The sequence below is a fragment of the Streptomyces sp. NPDC007084 genome, assembly GCF_040703595.1.
Classification (GTDB): Bacteria; Actinomycetota; Actinomycetes; order Streptomycetales; family Streptomycetaceae; genus Streptomyces.
The window spans coordinates 201,447-218,534 of sequence record NZ_JBEYFY010000007.1 but is presented as its reverse complement, the minus strand read 5'-3'; the positions used below and the strand labels follow the sequence as shown (position 1 = coordinate 218,534).

The 17,088-nt window shown below is 73.9% G+C and carries 14 protein-coding genes; 3 read left to right on the top strand and 11 right to left on the bottom strand.

Annotation, left to right across the window (positions count from 1 at the left end; genetic code table 11):
- Positions 1 to 314: 314 nt before the first annotated feature.
- The 7 genes from pheT to infC form a co-directional block, all read right to left on the bottom strand.
- Positions 315 to 2,849 (bottom strand): phenylalanine--tRNA ligase subunit beta, encoded by a 2,535-nt coding sequence (gene pheT / locus AB0912_RS09620; RefSeq protein WP_366697480.1) that lies wholly within the window; start codon positions 2,847 to 2,849, stop codon positions 315 to 317.
- On the bottom strand, positions 2,849 to 3,976 hold the full coding sequence (gene pheS, locus AB0912_RS09615; RefSeq protein WP_366697478.1) for a phenylalanine--tRNA ligase subunit alpha: 1,128 nt from the start codon (positions 3,974 to 3,976) through the stop codon (positions 2,849 to 2,851). Before pheS ends, pheT begins: the two co-directional genes overlap by 1 nt.
- Positions 3,977 to 4,169: 193 nt before the next feature.
- A complete protein-coding gene (locus AB0912_RS09610; protein ID WP_366697476.1) occupies positions 4,170 to 5,639 on the bottom strand; it encodes an ATP-binding protein in 1,470 nt (489 codons plus the stop codon).
- Between the two features lie 53 nt (positions 5,640 to 5,692).
- Complete coding sequence (locus AB0912_RS09605; RefSeq protein ID WP_366697474.1) at positions 5,693 to 6,568, bottom strand: RNA methyltransferase; 876 nt, start codon at positions 6,566 to 6,568, stop codon at positions 5,693 to 5,695.
- A gap of 133 nt (positions 6,569 to 6,701) precedes the next feature.
- The gene (rplT, locus tag AB0912_RS09600) at positions 6,702 to 7,085 is read right to left on the bottom strand and encodes a 50S ribosomal protein L20 (RefSeq protein WP_003970214.1); all 384 of its coding nucleotides are present in this window, start codon (positions 7,083 to 7,085) and stop codon (positions 6,702 to 6,704) included.
- A 95-nt stretch (positions 7,086 to 7,180) separates the two neighbouring features.
- On the bottom strand, positions 7,181 to 7,375 hold the full coding sequence (gene rpmI, locus AB0912_RS09595; RefSeq protein WP_003947156.1) for a 50S ribosomal protein L35: 195 nt from the start codon (positions 7,373 to 7,375) through the stop codon (positions 7,181 to 7,183).
- 109 nt (positions 7,376 to 7,484) lie between these two features.
- On the bottom strand, positions 7,485 to 8,201 hold the full coding sequence (gene infC / locus AB0912_RS09590; protein ID WP_366697518.1) for a translation initiation factor IF-3: 717 nt from the start codon (positions 8,199 to 8,201) through the stop codon (positions 7,485 to 7,487).
- Between the two features lie 468 nt (positions 8,202 to 8,669).
- Between infC and AB0912_RS09585 the strand changes: the two genes are divergently transcribed.
- Positions 8,670 to 9,026, top strand: a complete 357-nt coding sequence (locus AB0912_RS09585; RefSeq protein ID WP_164371095.1) for a DUF1844 domain-containing protein — start codon at positions 8,670 to 8,672, stop codon at positions 9,024 to 9,026.
- 19 nt (positions 9,027 to 9,045) lie between these two features.
- Here the strand turns inward: AB0912_RS09585 and AB0912_RS09580 are convergent, their stop codons facing one another.
- Positions 9,046 to 9,777 (bottom strand): SseB family protein, encoded by a 732-nt coding sequence (locus AB0912_RS09580; RefSeq protein WP_366697472.1) that lies wholly within the window; start codon positions 9,775 to 9,777, stop codon positions 9,046 to 9,048.
- 149 nt (positions 9,778 to 9,926) lie between these two features.
- On the opposite strand from AB0912_RS09580, the gene AB0912_RS09575 reads away from it, so the two are divergent.
- On the top strand, positions 9,927 to 10,895 hold the full coding sequence (locus AB0912_RS09575) for a serine hydrolase (RefSeq protein WP_366697470.1): 969 nt from the start codon (positions 9,927 to 9,929) through the stop codon (positions 10,893 to 10,895).
- Positions 10,896 to 10,943: 48 nt separating this feature from the next.
- Here the strand turns inward: AB0912_RS09575 and mycP are convergent, their stop codons facing one another.
- Positions 10,944 to 12,203, bottom strand: coding sequence for a type VII secretion-associated serine protease mycosin (mycP, locus tag AB0912_RS09570; RefSeq protein WP_366697468.1), 1,260 nt, complete (start codon positions 12,201 to 12,203; stop codon positions 10,944 to 10,946).
- Positions 12,200 to 13,012, bottom strand: coding sequence for a hypothetical protein (locus AB0912_RS09565; RefSeq protein WP_366697466.1), 813 nt, complete (start codon positions 13,010 to 13,012; stop codon positions 12,200 to 12,202). Before AB0912_RS09565 ends, mycP begins: the two co-directional genes overlap by 4 nt.
- 1,810 nt (positions 13,013 to 14,822) lie before the next feature.
- Here AB0912_RS09565 and AB0912_RS09560 point away from each other — a divergent pair.
- On the top strand, positions 14,823 to 16,025 hold the full coding sequence (locus tag AB0912_RS09560) for an amino acid deaminase/aldolase (RefSeq protein ID WP_366697464.1): 1,203 nt from the start codon (positions 14,823 to 14,825) through the stop codon (positions 16,023 to 16,025).
- Between the two features lie 139 nt (positions 16,026 to 16,164).
- Here AB0912_RS09560 and AB0912_RS09555 read toward each other — a convergent pair whose 3' ends face one another.
- Positions 16,165 to 17,085: a DUF2510 domain-containing protein gene (locus tag AB0912_RS09555; RefSeq protein ID WP_366697462.1), complete on the bottom strand. Its 921-nt coding sequence runs from the start codon at positions 17,083 to 17,085 to the stop codon at positions 16,165 to 16,167.
- Positions 17,086 to 17,088: the final 3 nt, after the last annotated feature.

Sequence of the window (17,088 nt, the reverse complement as noted above, 5' to 3'; positions counted from 1 at the left end):
TTGGCCCCCCAATAGGCCCTGACAGCGCAGACGGCCTCGGCGAGACCGGTCCGATTCTGTCGACCGCCCGCCCGATCGGGCCAGAGCGTCCGGACATGTCACCCGAATGAGTGAGGTGTCTTCGGACACCCGCGCCGCCCGTATCGCCGCAGGCAGGGGCACGGACCAGGCACGGACCAACCCCCTCCGGATGCCCGGCGAAGGGACCCGGGAAAGACGGCGGGGAGCCGTGCGGCCGGCCGCGGAACGATCCGCGGTCCGGCGCACGACTCCCCGGCACGACCTGCTGGGTCAGGCCCCCGGCCCGCCGGGCGTCAGGCCCCGCGCAGCACGGCTCCGGTGCGCTCGGCGGCCAGCGCCACCGCCGCGTCACGGGCCGCGGAGGCCTCGTCCACGGTCAGCGTGCGGTCGTCGGCCCGGAAGCGCAGCGCGTAGGCGAGGGACTTGCGGTCCCCGCCGAGCTGCTCGCTCTCGTACTCGTCGAACAGCCGGATGGACTCCAGGAGTTCACCCGCGCCCTCGCGCAGCGCCGCCTCGACGTCCGCGTGCGGGACGGACTTGTCGACGACCAGCGCGACGTCCTGCGTGGCGATCGGGAAGGTCGAGATCTTCGGCCCCTTGGGGTGGCCGGAACTCGCCTCCTCCAGCGCGTCCAGGTCCAGCTCCATCGCACAGGTGCGCGCGGGCAGGCCCAGCGCCTTCAGCACCCGGGGGTGGAGTTCACCGGCGTATCCGATGACCCGCTCGGTGCCGTCCACGACGACCGCGAGGGCGGCACAGCGGCCGGGGTGCCACGGACCGTACTGGCCGGAGCGGACGAGGAGGTCGGTGCCCGCCTCGCGCGCCACCACCCGGGCGGCCTCGATCGCGTCGGCCCAGTCGGCCGGGCGGCCCTTGCCCCACCAGCCGGCCTGCTCGCGGGCGCCCGCGAGGACGACGGCGGCGTGCCGGGGCTGGACGGGCAGCGCGGCGGTCAGGGACGCGATCTCCTCGTCGGTGGGACGGCGGTCGACGGGCAGCCGCCCGGCGACGCGCGCTTGCTCACGCGGGTGGAAGACGAGCCCGGTCTCGAAGAGCGCCAGATCGTGGCTGCCGCGTCCGTCGTTGCGGCGCAGGGTCTGGAGCAGGCCCGGCAGCAGCGTCGTACGGAGCGCGGGCTCCTCGTCGGAGAGCGGGTTGACCAGCGTGACGACCTTGCGGTTCGGGTCGTCGGCCGCCAGCCCGAACTGGTCGAGGACCTGCTCGCCCATGAACGGGTAGTTCAGCGCCTCGACGTATCCGGCGCCGGCGAGGGCGCGGCCGATACGGCGGTGCAGTCGCTGCCGGTCCGTGAGGCCGAGGCCGGCCGGGGGCTTGGGCAGTGTGGAGGGCAGGTTCTCGTAGCCCTCCAGGCGGATGACCTCCTCCGCCAGGTCGTTCGGGTCCGTCAGGTCGGGCCGCCAGGACGGGACGGTGACGATCAGCTCGTCCTGCCCGTAGACGTCGCAGCCGACCTGCTGGAGGCGGCGGACGACGGTCTCGCGGCCGTACTCGACACCGGCCACCTTGTCCGGGTGGTCGGCCGGGATGGTGATGGTGTGCGGCGCGGACGGCGCGATCACCTCGGTGACCCCGGCGTCGGCGGTGCCGCCGGCGAGGAGGACGAGCAGGTCGACGGTCCGCTGGGCCGCCGCGGAGGCCGCCTGCGGGTCGACGCCGCGCTCGAAGCGCTTGGACGCCTCGGAGGCCAGCTTGTGACGGCGGGCCGTGCGGGCGATCGAGATGGCGTCGAAGTGCGCGGCCTCGACGACGACCTCGGTGGTGGTGCCCTCGGTGTCGTCGATCTCCGTGTTGGCGCCGCCCATGACGCCCGCGAGGCCGATCGGGCCGCGGTCGTCGGTGATCACCAGGTCCTCGGCGTTCAGCGTGCGCTTGACGCCGTCGAGGGTGGTGAGCTTCTCGCCCTGCTCGGCCCGGCGCACGCCGATGGCGCCCTGGACGCGGGACCGGTCGTAGGCGTGCAGGGGCTGGCCCAGCTCCAGCATCACGTAGTTGGTGATGTCGACGGCGAGGGAGATCAGGCGCATGCCGGCCTTCTGGAGGCGGCGGCGGAGCCAGATCGGGGAACGCGCGTCGGGGTCGAGACCGGTCACCGTACGGGCGGTGAAGCGGTCGCAGCCCATCGGGTCGGAGACCCGCACCGGGTGGCCGAAGGCGTTCGGCGCGGGGACGTCAAGCAGCGCCGGGTCGCGCAGCGGCAGTCCGTAGGCGATGGCGGTCTCGCGGGCGACGCCGCGCATCGACAGGGCGTAGCCGCGGTCGGGGGTGACGGCGATGTCGAGGACCTCGTCGACGAGCTGGAGCAGCTCGATCGCGTCGGTGCCGACCTCGGCCTCGGGCGGCAGCACGATGATGCCGCCGCTGCCGTCGTCGCCCATGCCCAGCTCGTCTCCGGAGCAGATCATGCCGTGCGAGGTCTTGCCGTACGTCTTGCGCGCGGCGATCGCGAAGTTGCCGGGCAGGACGGCGCCGGGCAGCGCTACGACGACCTTGTCGCCGACGGTGAAGTTCCGGGCGCCGCAGACGATCTCCTGGGACTCGCCGGTGCCTCCCCCAGAGCCGAAAGCCTGGGAGGTGCCCCCAGCCGTACCCACGGCGACGGTGCAGAAGCGGATGGGCTTCTTGAAGCCCTCCAGCTCCTCGATGGTGAGCACCTGGCCGACGACGAGGGGACCCTTGAGGTCGGCGCCGAGCCGCTCGACGGTCTCGACCTCGAGGCCGGCCGAAATGAGCTTGGCCTGGACGTCGCGCCCGGTCTCCGTCGCCGGCAGGTCGACGTACTCCCGCAGCCAAGAAAGCGGGACCCGCATCAGATCTCCATCCCGAACGGCCGGGTGAACCGGACGTCACCCTCGACCATGTCTCGCATGTCTTCGACGTTGTGGCGGAACATCAGCATCCGCTCGATTCCGAACCCGAAGGCGAACCCGCTGTACTTCTCCGGGTCCACGCCGCAGGCGACGAGCACCCGCGGGTTGACCATGCCGCAGCCGCCCAGCTCGATCCAGCCCTCGGAGGAGCAGGTCCGGCAGGGGCGGTCGGGGTTGCCGACGGACTCGCCCTTGCAGACGTAGCAGAGCATGTCCATCTCGGCGGACGGCTCGGTGAAGGGGAAGTAGTTCGGGCGCAGCCGGGTCTTCATGTCCGGACCGAAGAGCGACTGGACCATGTGGTCGAGGGTGCCCTTGAGGTCGGCCATGGTCAGGCCCTCGTCGACGGCGAGCAGCTCGATCTGGTGGAAGACCGGGGTGTGCGTGGCGTCGAGTTCGTCCGTGCGGTACACGCGGCCGGGGCACACGATGTAGACGGGCGGCTCCCGGTCGAGCAGGGCGCGGGCCTGCACCGGGGAGGTGTGGGTGCGCAGCACGACTCCGGACTCGTCGCCCTCGGTGCCCTGGGGGCCCTGGACGAAGAAGGTGTCCTGCATCTGCCGGGCCGGGTGGTCCGGGCCGAAGTTCAGGGCGTCGAAGTTGAACCACTCCGCCTCGACCTCGGGGCCCTCGGCGACCTCGTATCCCATGGACACGAAGACGTCCGCGACCCGCTCCATCATGGTGGTCAGCGGGTGCCGGGCGCCGGCGGGCACGCGGTCGTACGGCAGGGTGACGTCGACCGCCTCCTCGACCAGGACGCGTGCGTCGCGCTCGGCCTCCAGCTCGGCCTGGCGGGCGGCGAGGGCCTTGTTCACCGCGCCCCGGGCCTGGCCGACGAGCTTGCCGGCGGCGGCCTTGGCCTGCGGGGGCAGTGCGCCGATCTCGCGGTTGGCGAGGGCCAGCGGAGAGGTGCCGCCGGTGTGGGCGACCTTGGCCTCCTGGAGCGCGTCGAGGTCGCCGGCGGCCGCGAAGGCGGCGAGCGCCTCGTCCCGCATGCGCTCGATCTCTTCCGGTTTCAAGGCCTCGACCTCTACAGGGTCGTACGACTTATTAGGTGCCGACATCTCTTCCCGTGCTTCCGGTTGGCTGGCTGAGGGTCCCCGTCACCGACTCGGAGACGAATCGTCCGCAGATGAGAGGACGCAAAGGTGCCAAAGGCCGAGTCTAACGGGGGTGGGGCGCTGCCCAGGACGCCGCCCATGAGGGGGCGTCCTCGCGGTGCTCCCGGCGGGTGAGCCCGTGGGGGCCGCGGCGGTGTCAGAGGAGGTACGCCGGGGTGCCCACGGGCAACGTAAATCGGAACTGGGCGCCCCCGCCGGGGGCCCGGCCGACGGTGATGGTGCCGCCGTGGGCTTCGACGATGCCCTTGACGATGTAGAGCCCGAGGCCGGTGCCGCCGCGCTTGCTGCCCCGCCAGAAGCGGGTGAAGACGCGGTTCATGGACTCCTCCGGGATTCCGGCGCCCTCGTCGCTCACGGTGACCGACGTGACGGCGCCCGGCGGGCCCTCCTCGTCCGCCCGCTCGCGCGGGGAGAGGGAGGGTGCCACTTCGATGGTGACGGTTCCCTCGCCGTGCCGCACCGCATTTTCGATCAGGTTGCTCAGTACCTGGTCGACCTTGTCGGGGTCGGCCCACAGGTCGGGCAGCGGCTGCTCGATGCGCAGCAGGAAGCGGTCGGCGGGCTGGCCGGAGGCGACGTAGGCCTGGATGTGGCGGCCGACGGCGGCGCCCATGTCGACGGGCTGGCGGCGCACTTCGAGGCGCCCGGAGTCGATACGGGAGATGTCGAGGAGTTCGGCGATGAGCCGGGTGACCCGGTCGGCGTCGGCGTCGACGGTCTCCAGCATCAGTTTCTTCTGGTCGTCCGTGAAGCGTTCCCACTTGGCGAGCAGGGTCGCGGTGAAGCCTTTGACGGAGGTGAGCGGTGAGCGCAGTTCGTGGGCGACGGTGGCGATCAGCTCGGCGTGGCTGCGCTCGGTGCGGCGGCGGGCCTCGGTGTCGCGCAGGGAGACGACGACGCGGCGGACGGGTCCGGTGGGGCGGGTGCGTATGTACCGGGCGGCGACGAGGACCTCACGGCCGCCGGGCAGCAACAGGTTCCGCTCCGGCTGGGCGTTGCGGATGGCGAGGCCCCCGTAGGGGTCGGTGAGCTGCCACCAGCGGCGCCCCTCCAGGTCCTCCAGCGGCAGCGCGGCCTCCAGCGGCTGCCCGAGCGCCTGTTCGGCGGACACGGCGGTGATCCGGGCGGCGGCGGCGTTGAAGCAGGTCACCCGCCCGCGCTCGTCGGCGATGACGAGCCCGTCGGGCAGGTCATCGGGATCGAGACCGGGCGGCGAGACGACCGAGGCGGCGACGGGGGGCGCGGCCGTCGGACCGGCGGCGGAGTCCTCGGCCGCCGGGTGGGCGGCGGTCTCGGGCGCCGGACCGGTGGCGGCCTCGGGCGCGGGACCGGTGGCGGCCTCAGGCGCGGGACCGGTGGCGGCCTCAGGGGCCCGATCGGCGGTGGCCTCGGAGGGCGGGTCGGCGGCGGAGCCGGGATGCGGGTCGGCGGCGACCTCGGAGGCCGGGGCGGCGGCGGAGCCGGGTGCCGGGTGGTCAGCGGAGTCAGGTGCCGGGTGGTCGGCGGCGGCCTCGGGTATCCGCTCGGCGGCCGAGCGGGGCGCGGGGGGGCTGTGGGTGTCGTGTGGTTGCAGCGCGCCGTGCGCGCCACCCGTGCCGACACTCATCCCCGTACCCCACCTCTCGTCCGGCGCGGAGGGCCCCCGAGCCCGTCACCCTACTAGCTGTCGGTCACGGAGCGGCACCCTGTGGAGGCGCGCTGTGCACGGGCCGACGCGTAGAGACATACGGCGGCGGCGGTGGCGAGGTTCAGACTCTCGGCCTTTCCGTGGATCGGGACGCGCACGACGGCGTCGGCGAGCGCCCGGGTCTCCTCCGGAAGCCCCCAGGCCTCGTTGCCGAACACCCAGGCGGTGGGGCCGCCCATGGTGCCCTTGTCGAGCTGGTCGTCGAGGTCGTCCTCGCCCGCTCCGTCGGCGGCGACGATCCGGACCCCCGCGTTCTTGAGCCCCGCGACGGCCTGTTCGACGGGGACGCCGACGGCGACGGGCAGATGGAACAGGGAGCCCACCGAGGCGCGTACGGCCTTGGGGTTGTAGAGGTCCACGGAGGCGTCGGTGAGGACGACGGCCTCGGCGCCCGCGGCGTCGGCGCAGCGCAGCACGGTGCCGGCGTTGCCGGGGTCGCGGACGTGGGCGAGCACGGCGACGAGCCGGGGCCGGGCCTTGAGGACGTCCTCGAAGGGGGTGTCGAGGAAGCGGCAGACCCCGACGAGCCCCTGCGGGGTGACGGTGGTGGAGATGTCGGCGATGACCTCCTCGGAGGCCAGGTGCACCCGGGCCCCGGCGGCACGCGCCTCGGCCACGATGTCGGCGTAGCGCTCGGCGGCCTCGACGGTGGCGAACAGTTCCACGAGCGTGGCCCCGCCGTCGTCCCCGCGATGCGCGGCCCCCTCCCGCACGGCCTGCGGCCCCTCCGCGAGGAACAGCCGGTCCTTGCCCCGGAAGTTCCGGCGCGCGAGCCTGCGGGCGGCGCTGACGCGCGAGGAGCGGGGGGAGATCAGCTCGGGGGTGGCGTCGGGGTGGGCCGGGGCCATGGGTTCTCAACCTTCGCAGTCGGGTTCCGGACACGACACCGGACCTGTGCGGTCGGGTTCCGGACACAAGCGGACCCGCAGACCGAACGGCCTGCGGGTCCTCAAGTCACGTCGGCCTGGGGCCGGTGGAGCGTCAGGCGGCCTTCGGCGCGTTGACGTCCGACGGCAGGGCCTTCTGCGCGACCTCGACGAGCGCGGCGAACGCGTTGGCGTCGTTGACGGCCAGCTCCGCGAGGATCTTGCGGTCCACCTCGATGTTGGCGGCCTTCAGACCCTGGATGAGGCGGTTGTACGTCATGCCGTTCTGGCGCGCGGCGGCGTTGATGCGCTGGATCCAGAGCTGACGGAAGTCGCCCTTGCGCTTCTTGCGGTCGTTGTAGTTGTAGACCAGCGAGTGGGTGACCTGCTCCTTGGCCTTGCGGTACAGGCGCGAACGCTGACCGCGGTAGCCGGAGGCCGCCTCGAGGATCGCCCGGCGCTTCTTGTGGGCGTTGACTGCCCGCTTGACGCGTGCCACTTTTTAACTCCTTGTAGCGGGGCCGTGGTGGGACTCACACGGCCCGGAATAGATGGGGTCCCGGTCCTGACGTGCGGCGCCTGGGCGCCGGTACGTCACTTGCCGAGAAGCTTCTTGATCTTCTTGGCGTCGCCCGGGGCCATCTCGGCGTTGCCGGTGAGGCGGCGCGTCAGGCGCGACGACTTGTGCTCAAGCAGGTGGCGCTTGCCGGCGCGCTCGCGGAGCACCTTGCCGGAGCCGGTGATCTTGAAGCGCTTGCTGGCACCGCTGTGCGACTTGTTCTTCGGCATAGCGCCGTTCTCTCCTCGTCAGTGGCGTTCCGGTGCCCGGTCGCGGGACCGGGCACGGGGTGGAACGTCATAGGTGTCTGTTTGCCATCCCGGGGGGTGAACCCTGGGATCAGGCCTCGGCGGATGCCTCGGCCGGAGCCTCGGCGGACTCGGCCTCGGTGATCTCGCCCTCGGCGATCTCGCCCTCGTCCAGGTCACCGTCGGCGGCGTTCTGCGAGCGGCCGGGGTTGGCCTTCGCTTCCGCCTTGCGGGCGGCCTGGGCCTCGCGGGCCTCGGCCATCGCCTCGGTCTTCTTCTTGTGCGGGCCGAGAACCATGATCATGTTCCGGCCGTCCTGCTTCGGGTTCGACTCGATGAACCCGAGGTCCTCGACGTCCGAAGCGAGACGCTGCAGCAGTCGGTAGCCGAGCTCCGGCCGGGACTGCTCGCGACCACGGAACATGATCGTGATCTTGACCTTGTCGCCCTGCTTGAGGAACCGGACGACGTGACCCTTCTTCGTGTCATAGTCGTGCGGGTCGATCTTCGGCCGGAGCTTCATCTCCTTGATGACCGTGTGCGCCTGGTTCTTGCGCGCCTCACGGGCCTTCATGGCCGACTCGTACTTGAACTTGCCGTAGTCCATGAGCTTGCAGACGGGCGGACGGGCGTTCGCCGCCACCTCGACCAGGTCGAGGTCGTACTCCTGAGCAAGCTCAAGGGCCTTGGCAAGCGGAACAATCCCGACCTGCTCGCCGCTGGGACCGACAAGTCGCACTTCGGGAACGCGAATCCGGTCGTTGATGCGGGGCTCGGCGCTGATGGATCCTCCTCGGTAGCACCACACGGCGGTCTGGCGGACAGCCGCGTATGTCTCTGATGACACTGGGACCAACCGCCGTGGGGCATGAAAAATGCCCCGGGACGGGACACAGGCGGGGCTCCATGGATGACCGGAGCACCGCCGCGGTCCTACCGCGGGGCGCGCATTCGGGCGACAACTCCACCGTCCGTACGGAACGGTGGCGGCCGCCTGACCGGGTGACCCGCCGCCCCGGAGGACGGTCAGGTGGGAGTTCGGAGCCTCCACTTGTGGGCCGAGCACATACGTGTCCGGCCGGTCGTTACACAAGGTTAGCAGTTCCGCCGGGTACGCGCTAACCGGCGGACCCCCGGCCGTACCGCACCGCTGGCCGGCGGACGTACCGCGCCGGGACCCGGGGCCGCGGCGCGCCGGAGAGCCCCCGGCCGTGCCGCGGCCGGGGAAACGCTCCCGCGGGCCGGGGCGGGCGCGCCGGGGCCTATCGTGTGAGGCATGAGTGACACCCCTCCCCAGAACCCCGACTTCGACACCATGACCCGCGACATCGCCGAGGTCCCCGCGGTCGAGGTCATCGTGACGGTCGCCGTCAACCTGATGAGCGCCGCCGCGGTGAAGCTCGGTCTCACCGAGGAGGGCGACGAGCACAAGGACCTGGACGAGGCCCGCAAGCTGGTCACGGCGCTGGCCGGGCTCCTCGACGCGAGCACCACCGAGATCAGCTCCTTCCACGCGGCCCCGCTGCGCGACGGCCTGAAGTCGCTCCAGCTCGCCTTCCGCGAGGCCTCCCTCGTCCCGGACGAGCCGGGCCAGGGCCCGGGCGAGAAGTACACGGGCCCGGTCTACGGCTGATCCGGCCGGTCCGTCCCGTTCAGCGGCGCACGTACAGGGGCTCGCCCGGGGGTGCCGCCTCGGCCGGCAGGAGTGCCAGGTCGAGGCCGCGGACCAGGCGGGCCCGCAGTGTCTCGTCGGCCGCGAGCCGTTCGGCGACCGCGCGGGCGGCCTCGGCGGGGACGGCGGCCGGGTCGAGGACGAGCGCGAGGGTGCCGTCCGCCTGCCCGGGACCGAGATGGGCGCGGACCACCCGGGGCTCGGCGGCGACCGCGGTCCGTACGGCCTCGACGACCGCGGGATCGGCCAGCGGCTCGGTGGTGGTGCGTCCCTCGGCGAGCGCCAGCAGGGCGGGCCCGGTGACCTGGAAGGCGACGGGTCCGGCCAGGTCCAGCACGATGGTGTCGGCCTTCTCGTGGGCCGCGGCCTCCAGCACCTGACGCAGGGGTACGGCGACGGGGCGGGCCTCGGGGTCCCAGCGGGCCAGCGAGTCCGTGGAGGTGAAGGCGGGCAGCGCCGTGCGGTCGCCGGCCTTGAGGGTGGGCACCGCCATGTCGCTGGTCTTCTCGCGGCGCAGCCCGTTCTCGTCCTCCTCGACCTCGCCGAGGACCGCCACGACCGGCACGAGCAGCCGGGCGTCCCTGAGCGCCTCCAGCACCGGCGGTACGGCGGTGCGGTCGGCCGACCAGGCGGCGAGCGCCGCGCTCAGCCGGGGGTCGGCGGAGCCGTCGTCGTCGGAGTAGCCGGAGTCGGGAATGTTCTTGTTCGCCACGGTCCCCGACCCTATCGGGGGGATGCTGCTGCGGTTGTGCGGGCCCCGAAACGCCCTGGTGACGGGACTCACGGGTTTCTCAGTCCGCGCTGACACAGCTCTAACACGCGGCTAACCGGGCGCACAGCCGGACCGTCCAGCATCGCGGCATGGACCGTCACAGACCCCGCGGGCGCCGCGCCAGGGCCCCTCGGCACAGCCCGCTGCGCTCCGTCGCGGTGGCCGTCGCGGTACTCGTCGGCGTCACAGGGGCCGGGACCGTGTTCGTGCAGGCGCACGCGCACGACCGGGAGGGCCTCGTATCGTCGTCGGCGGCGGCGTCGGCACTGCCCTCGGCGTCGCCCTCGGTGAGCGAGGAGGCGTCGGTGGAACCTGTGGCGGAGCCGTCGGCGGACCGGGACGCGCTGCTCGCGAAGGCGATGGCGGCGGTGGCGGTGCCGGACGGGGCGAGGGTGTCGGTCGCCGTGCTCGACGTCGGCTCGGGCGAGAGCGCCGGGCAAGGCGAGGGCACCTTCGACACCGCGAGCATCGTCAAGGTGGACATCCTGGCCGCGCTGCTGCTGCGGGCCCAGGACGCGGACCGGCATCTCACCGCCCAGGAGAAGGCGTACGCCACCGCGATGATCGAGCACAGCGACAACGCCTCGGCGTCCGCGCTGTGGGCCGCGATCGGCGGGGCGAGCGGGCTCGACGCCGCGAACAAGCGCTTCGGGCTCACCGGTACGCGGGGCGGGGACGGTGACCTGTGGGGGCTGACCCGGACCACGGCGGCCGATCAACTCACGCTGCTGCGGCAGGTGTTCGGGGAGGACTCGGAACTCAGCGAGGCCTCGCGCGGCTATCTCCAGGGGCTGATGGGCTCGATAGCGGCCGGTCAGCGGTGGGGGGTGTCGGCCGCGGCCGACGGTAACCGATGGGCCCTGAAGAACGGGTGGTTGCCGCGTACCGCGACCGGGCTGTGGGACGTCAACAGCATCGGCCGCGTGACCGTCGACGGCCACGACTACCTGGTGGCGGCCCTGTCGGACGGCAACTCCACGCAGGCCGACGGGATTTCACTGGTGGAGGCGGCGTCGAAGGCGGCGGTCGGCGCGTTCCGGGACTCGGCCGAGGAGTGACGGGCGCGGGGTCAACACCCCTTCTGAGGGACGGGGTTCGGGCAGGACCTAGGACCGGCCGGGCCGGGGTGTGTCGTTCTTGCGGCCGCGCCACAGGAACACGGCCGCCGCGAGCAGGGCCGCGCCCAGGCCGCCGGCGAGCGGGCCGGCCCAGTCGGCGGGGCCGCTGCCGTCGTCCGGGGTGTCGGGGCCGGGGCCGAAGTACTTCCGGCCGTACGCCGCCGCCGTGAGGCCCTCGGGCTTGAGCTTGCCGCCCGCCTCGATGGCCGCGGCCGGGTCGACGAACCCGAATCCGCGCGCGTCGTCGCGGCCTCCCGAGGGCACGTTGCGGGCGGTGTCCTCCAGGAGTCGCTTGATCTGCGCCGGGGAGAGGTCGGGGTGGGCGGCGCGGACGAGCGCGACCGCGCCGGACACGAACGCGGACGCGGCGCTGGTGCCCCAGCCCTCGTAGTAGCGGTCGTCCGGGTCGGCGATGACGACGTCGACGCCCGGGGCGCTGACGGTGGCGTACCAGCGGCGGGTGGAGAAGGAGGCGCGGGTGCCGTAGCGGTCGACGGCGGTCGCGGCGATCACGCCGGGGTACGCGGCCGGGTAGGAGATGTGGTCGCCCTTCTCTCCGCCGTTGCCGGCGGAGGCGACGACGGCGACACCCTTCTTCAGCGCGTACTGGACGGCCTCGTCCTCGGCGGGTTCGGGGTGCGCGGACCTGGAGTCGTCGCCGAGGGAGAGGTTGATGACGTCCGCGCCGTGGTCGGTGGCCCAGCGGATGCCTTCGGCGAGCGCGTTGCCCCGGGTGGTGCGGGCCTTGGAGCGGGCCGGGTCGGCGTCCTCGAGGATGACCCGGACGGGCAGGATACGGGCCTCGGGGGCGATGCCCATGACTCCGTCGGCGTCGCCCGGGCCGTGGCCGTGACCGGCGATGATGCCCGCCATGGCGGTGCCGTGCCGGGCCCAGGCGCGGTCGCCCCGGCGGGCGCCGAAGCCGACCATGTCCCGGCCGGCCAGGACGTTGCCGGTGAGGTCCGGGTGCCGGGCGTCGACGCCGGTGTCGAGGACGGCGACGGTGATGCCCTTGCCCTTCGTGGTCTGCCACGCCTGCCGCGTGTGCATCGCGTCGAGGCCCCACTGCTGGGCCCGTATGCCGTCCGCGTGCGCGGCGGTGGTGGGGACCAGCGCGAGGGAGGCGGCGAGCAGGGCGCTGAGCGCGGCGGACCGGCGCGGGAGCCGGCGGGAGAGTCGGGGGTTGCGGGCGGGGGCTTGTCGGGGGGTGCGCCCGGCGCGGTCGTGGGCGGTGGCCTCGCGGGTCATGACGGTGTCTCCGTGGCCGAGGTGACGGTCTTGCGGAGGCCCCGCTCAACTCGGTCGGCGAGGCCCTGTGCCTCGTGGCCGAGGCCGGCCTGCGCCGGGGCGGTGGTCGCCTCCGGCTTCATGGCCTCGGCGGCGGGCTGCGGCGCGCCGACCGTACGTCCGTCGGTGAACCCGGAGACGGCGAACACGACGACCGGGGCGTCCGTGAGGACCGACTCGGTCCACGAGGCGCGCTGGGCGTCGCCGAACCCTTCGGCCGGGGTGCCCTTCGCCGGGTAGGCGCGGGGCATCAGGTCGGTGCGCCGGTCCAGGCCCTCCTTGGCGAAGCGGGCCTTCAGGGCGGTCATCGCCGCCGCGTCCGCCTTGGTGAACAGGAGGCCGACGGTGGTGACATGGCTCAGCGTCGCGTCCACGTAGGTGGCGCGCAGCAGGCGCAGGCAGCCGACGGGGGCGAGGGCCTTGCGCAGCAGCGGGTCGAAGGCGTTCGCGCAGCCGGTGTCGGGGGCGACGGCGACGCGCGTCCAGGTGCGGTCGGAGCCGCCGGGGCCCGCTCCGTCGCCCCGCACGGTCGGCGGGAAGAGCCGGTCCACGGGCACGCTGTGCCACAGCTCCCCGGCGGCGGCGAACGCGCCCCGCGAACCGGGGGCGTCCGTGTCGTCACCGGTGAGCCAACTCCCCGTCACCGCACCGCCGATGAGCCCGAGCCCGAGGACGACACAGACAGCGGCGGCGACCGTACGGGCCCGGGGCCGCGCGAGGAACGGCCGGGCCGGCGCGGGCGTCCCCTGGGTTCCCGTGGCCGGGGTCACCGGAGTTCCCGTGCCCGGGGTCACCGAAGGCGGGGGCGGGGGCGGGGGCGCGGATGGTGTCTCCGTCCGGATGGGCCGGAGTCGCCGGGTCGTCTCCTCGGGGCGCTGCGTGGCTCCCGCCGGCACGGGTTCGGCGGAGGCGGGGGGCGCGTCCGGGAAGCGGGCGGTGGCGACGGGCGGCGGCGGGGTCACGGGCCCGGGCCGCGCACCCGAGGTGACACCGGGACGCAGGTGCGGGAAGCGGGGGGAGGCCTGACGGGAGGCCGAGGCGACATCATCCCCGGCGTCGAACTCCCGCCCGTAACGGCCCTGTTGACCGGCCGGAGCACTCCCCTCCACCGACGGCGACGGCACGGCACCCTGCCGCGAGCGGGATGCGGCGCCTTGGCCGGGCGAGGAGGGGTGGGGCACCCCAGGAGTCCGGGAGGCGGAGCCCTGACCGGGAGCCGAGGGGTTCCGGGAGGCGGAGCCCTGACCGGGAGCCGAGGGATTCCGGGAGGCGGAGCCCTGACCGGGGGAGGAAGGGTTCCGCGAAGCGGCGCCCTGGCCCGGAGCCGAGGGGTTCCGCGAAGCGGCGCCCTGGCCCGGAGCCGAGGGGTTCCGCGAAGCGGCGCCCTGGCCCGGAGCCGAGGGGTTCCGCGAAGCGGCGGCCCGGCCGTGGGACGGAGGGTTCCGCGTTGCCGAACCCTGGCCGGGGGCCGAGGGGTTCGTGGGCGCGGGAGCCTGCTCCGGAGCGGCGGAGGGTCCCGGGTGTGCCTCGGAGGGTGAGGGGGGTTGGGAAGGTGCGGGAGGTGCGGGAGGTACAGGGGGTCGTTCCTGCGCCCGGCGCGAGGGCGGTTCGTCGGACCAGGACTCCCCCTCGATGGGGGGCGCGTAGCCACGTCCGGGCGCGAAGCTCCCGGCCCACGAGGACGGCTGATCCGACTCCCAGGCTTCGCCGCCCACCGGCACCCGCTCCGACCCCGGCGCGGGCGCGGGAGCGGGAGCCGGGGGCACTTCTGAGCCCCGGGAACCGGGGACGACCGGCGGCCCGGCGGGCATCGGCGGAGCCACCCCGCCCCGAGAGTCCGCCGCGACAGGCGGGACCGACGGACGCGGCGGGATCACCGGGGGTGAGGCGGGGGCGGCGAAGGAACCCGGGGCCTGGGCGGACGCCGAGGGAACGGACGGCGGGGCGTACGCGGGCGGGGCGGTCGGCGGAGGCGGGCCGGCCGATACCGGCGTGCTCGGCGAAGACGGCGCCGCCGATACCGGCGCCCCCGGCGAAGACGGGCTGGACGATTCCTGTGCGTGCCGCGAAGGCGGGGCGGCCGGACCCGGGGTTCCTGACGAAGACGAAGCCAGCGGCACCGGCGTACCCGGCGTCCCCGACGCAGACGAAGCCGCCGACACCGGCGTACCGGTCCCCGACGCAGACGGCGCCGCCGACACCGGCGTCTCCGGCGATGACGGAGCCGTCGGCGGCCGGAGCGGCGGGGTCTGGGGGTCCCTGGCCGGGGGTGCGTCCGGGGGTGGGGGGACGGCGCGGCGCGCGTCCGTGCTCATGCACCCCCCGTTTCCTCGTACCGGGCAAGAGGCCTGTCGCGAAGACCAGCCGGGCCGTTCCTGTGCGGCAGGGGCCCGCCACGGGCACGCGTACCCGTACCGGTGGACCGTCGCCCCGGACGGCACCCGGGGCAGGACATGCCTCCCTGCGTCCGCGTCACTCTACGGGTTGACGCGCGTCCGGAGGGAACCAGTACGAAGCGCCGGGGCATCTGCCCGGAACGTCCCCCTACCCTGGGGTAACCGAGTCTGGCAGGCTGCGTGCATGACTGCCCGTGCCTCCGACAGGGCCCGCTACGACCGGGCCACCGCTCACCTCGACGCCCCCGTCGCGATCGTGGACCTGGAGGCCTTCGACGCGAACGCGGACGATCTCGTCCGCAGGGCCGACGGCAAACCCGTCCGGGTCGCCAGCAAGTCCGTGCGCTGCCGCGCCCTCCTGGAACGCGTCCTGGCCCGCGACGGCTTCGCCGGGATCATGTCGTTCACCCTCGCCGAGTCGCTGTGGCTGGCCCGATCGGGGTTCGACGACGTGCTGCTCGCCTATCCGTCGGCCGACCGCAAGGGCTACGCCGAGCTGACGTCCGACCCCAAGCTCGCCGCCGCGGTGACGGTCATGGTCGACGACCCGGCGCAGCTCCGCCTCATCGAGGAGGCGCGGGAAGGCGGCACCGAAGTGGTGCGCGTCTGCCTGGAGCTGGACACCTCGCTGAAGCTGTTCGGGGGCCGGGTCAGGGTCGGTGCGCTGCGCTCGCCGCTGCACTCCCCCGCGCAGGTCGCGGACCTGGCCCGGGCGGTCAAGCGCACGCCCGGTTTCAAGCTGGTCGGGATCATGGCGTACGAGGGTCACATCGCGGGGGTGGGCGACTCCGTCGCGGGGCGTCCGCTGCGCTCGCGGGCGGTGCGGCTGATGCAGGCCACCGCGCGCAAGGAGCTGGCGCAGCGGCGCGCCGAGGTGGTGCGCGCGGTCCGTGCCGTGGAACCGGACCTGGAGTTCGTCAACGGCGGCGGCACCGGCAGCGTCCAGCAGACGGCCGCCGAGGACGCGGTCACCGAGATCGCGGCGGGCTCGGGCCTGTACGTGCCGCGGCTGTTCGACAACTACACGTCGTTCAGCGGCCGTCCGGCGGCGCTGTTCGCCCAGCCGGTCGTGCGCCGGCCGGGTGTCGGGGTGGTGACGGTGCTCGGCGGCGGCTATCCGGCGTCCGGTGCGGCGGGCCCCGACCGGCTGCCGGTCCCGTACCTGCCCGAGGGGCTGGCGTACGACCCGCAGGAGGGCCCCGGCGAGGTGCAGACACCGCTGCTGGGCGCCCCGGCGGACGATCTGCTCATCGGCGACAAGGTGTGGTTCCGGCACGCGAAGGCGGGTGAACTGTGCGAGCGGTTCGACGCGTTGCACCTGGTCGAGGGTGATGTGGTGACGGCGACCGTGCCGACGTACCGGGGCGAGGGGCACACGTTCCTCTGAGCCAGGCGCCAACCGCCGGGCCACGCCTCCGCCGCCGGGCCGCACGCCCGCGGCCGGACCGCACCCCCGGCCGGACCGTACGCTCGGCGCTGGGCCACCGGCTCCCCGCCGAGCGACACGCTCCCGCCGGGCCATGCGTTCACCGCGACGGGCCGATGCTGCTGCCCACCCCGCCGCCCGTCCCGGTGGCGCCGACGGAGCGGATTCCCTTGGTGATCCGGTCCATGTCGGACAGCGGCGGCCCGTCGGCACCGGCGTCGAAGGCGAACCGGACGATGACGAGGGACTGGGTGCCGACGCTGGACGGAAAGGCCAGCGACTCCACGTAACCGCCGGGCCCCACCCGGGTGTTGACCTTCCAGCGCACGAAGTACCCGGGGCGGCCCGCGACGGCGACCGAGCCGGCCTTGACCGATTCGTGGGAGGTGACGCCCCGGAAGGGCCTGCTGCCGAGAAGGTCCCGGTCGTAGACGCTGTCCGCCGCGTCCTTGATGTCGCCCTCGGCCAGGGCCTTCGGGGAGGTCACGTCGGTGGCGGTGGCGGTGCGGGTGCTGACCTGGCCGTGCCGGCACAGACCGGGGTCGCCGGGGCAGTCGTAGGTGCCCGGGGTGGTCATCACGACGTCGTGGTCGCTGACGTACTTCGGCCGGGTCCAGCCGTCCGGCAGCGGCAGGGTGATGCCGTCGAGCTGGTCCACGACGACGGAGGGGTCACCGGCGGAGGGCGCGGACGGGGTGGGTGTGGGGGCGCCGGTGTCCGTGGGGGACGCGGCAGCCGGGGTGGTCTGCGCGCCGGCGTCGCCGTCGCCGTGGTCGAGGCGCAGCAGGACGGCGCCCGTGACGATCGCGGCGACGAGGACGACGGCGGCTGCGCCGAGCGCGACGGCCCTGGCCCGGCCGGAGGCACCCCCCGGTGGCGGTGTCCGCGGCCCTGGCGGTGGCGACGGCGGGGCGGTGTCGGCCTGGCGCCGGTGATCGGTCCAGGCCGTGCCGTCCCACCAGCGCTCGACGAGCGGGTACGCGGGATCGCGGTACCAGCCGGGCGGCGGCGACATGCTCATCCC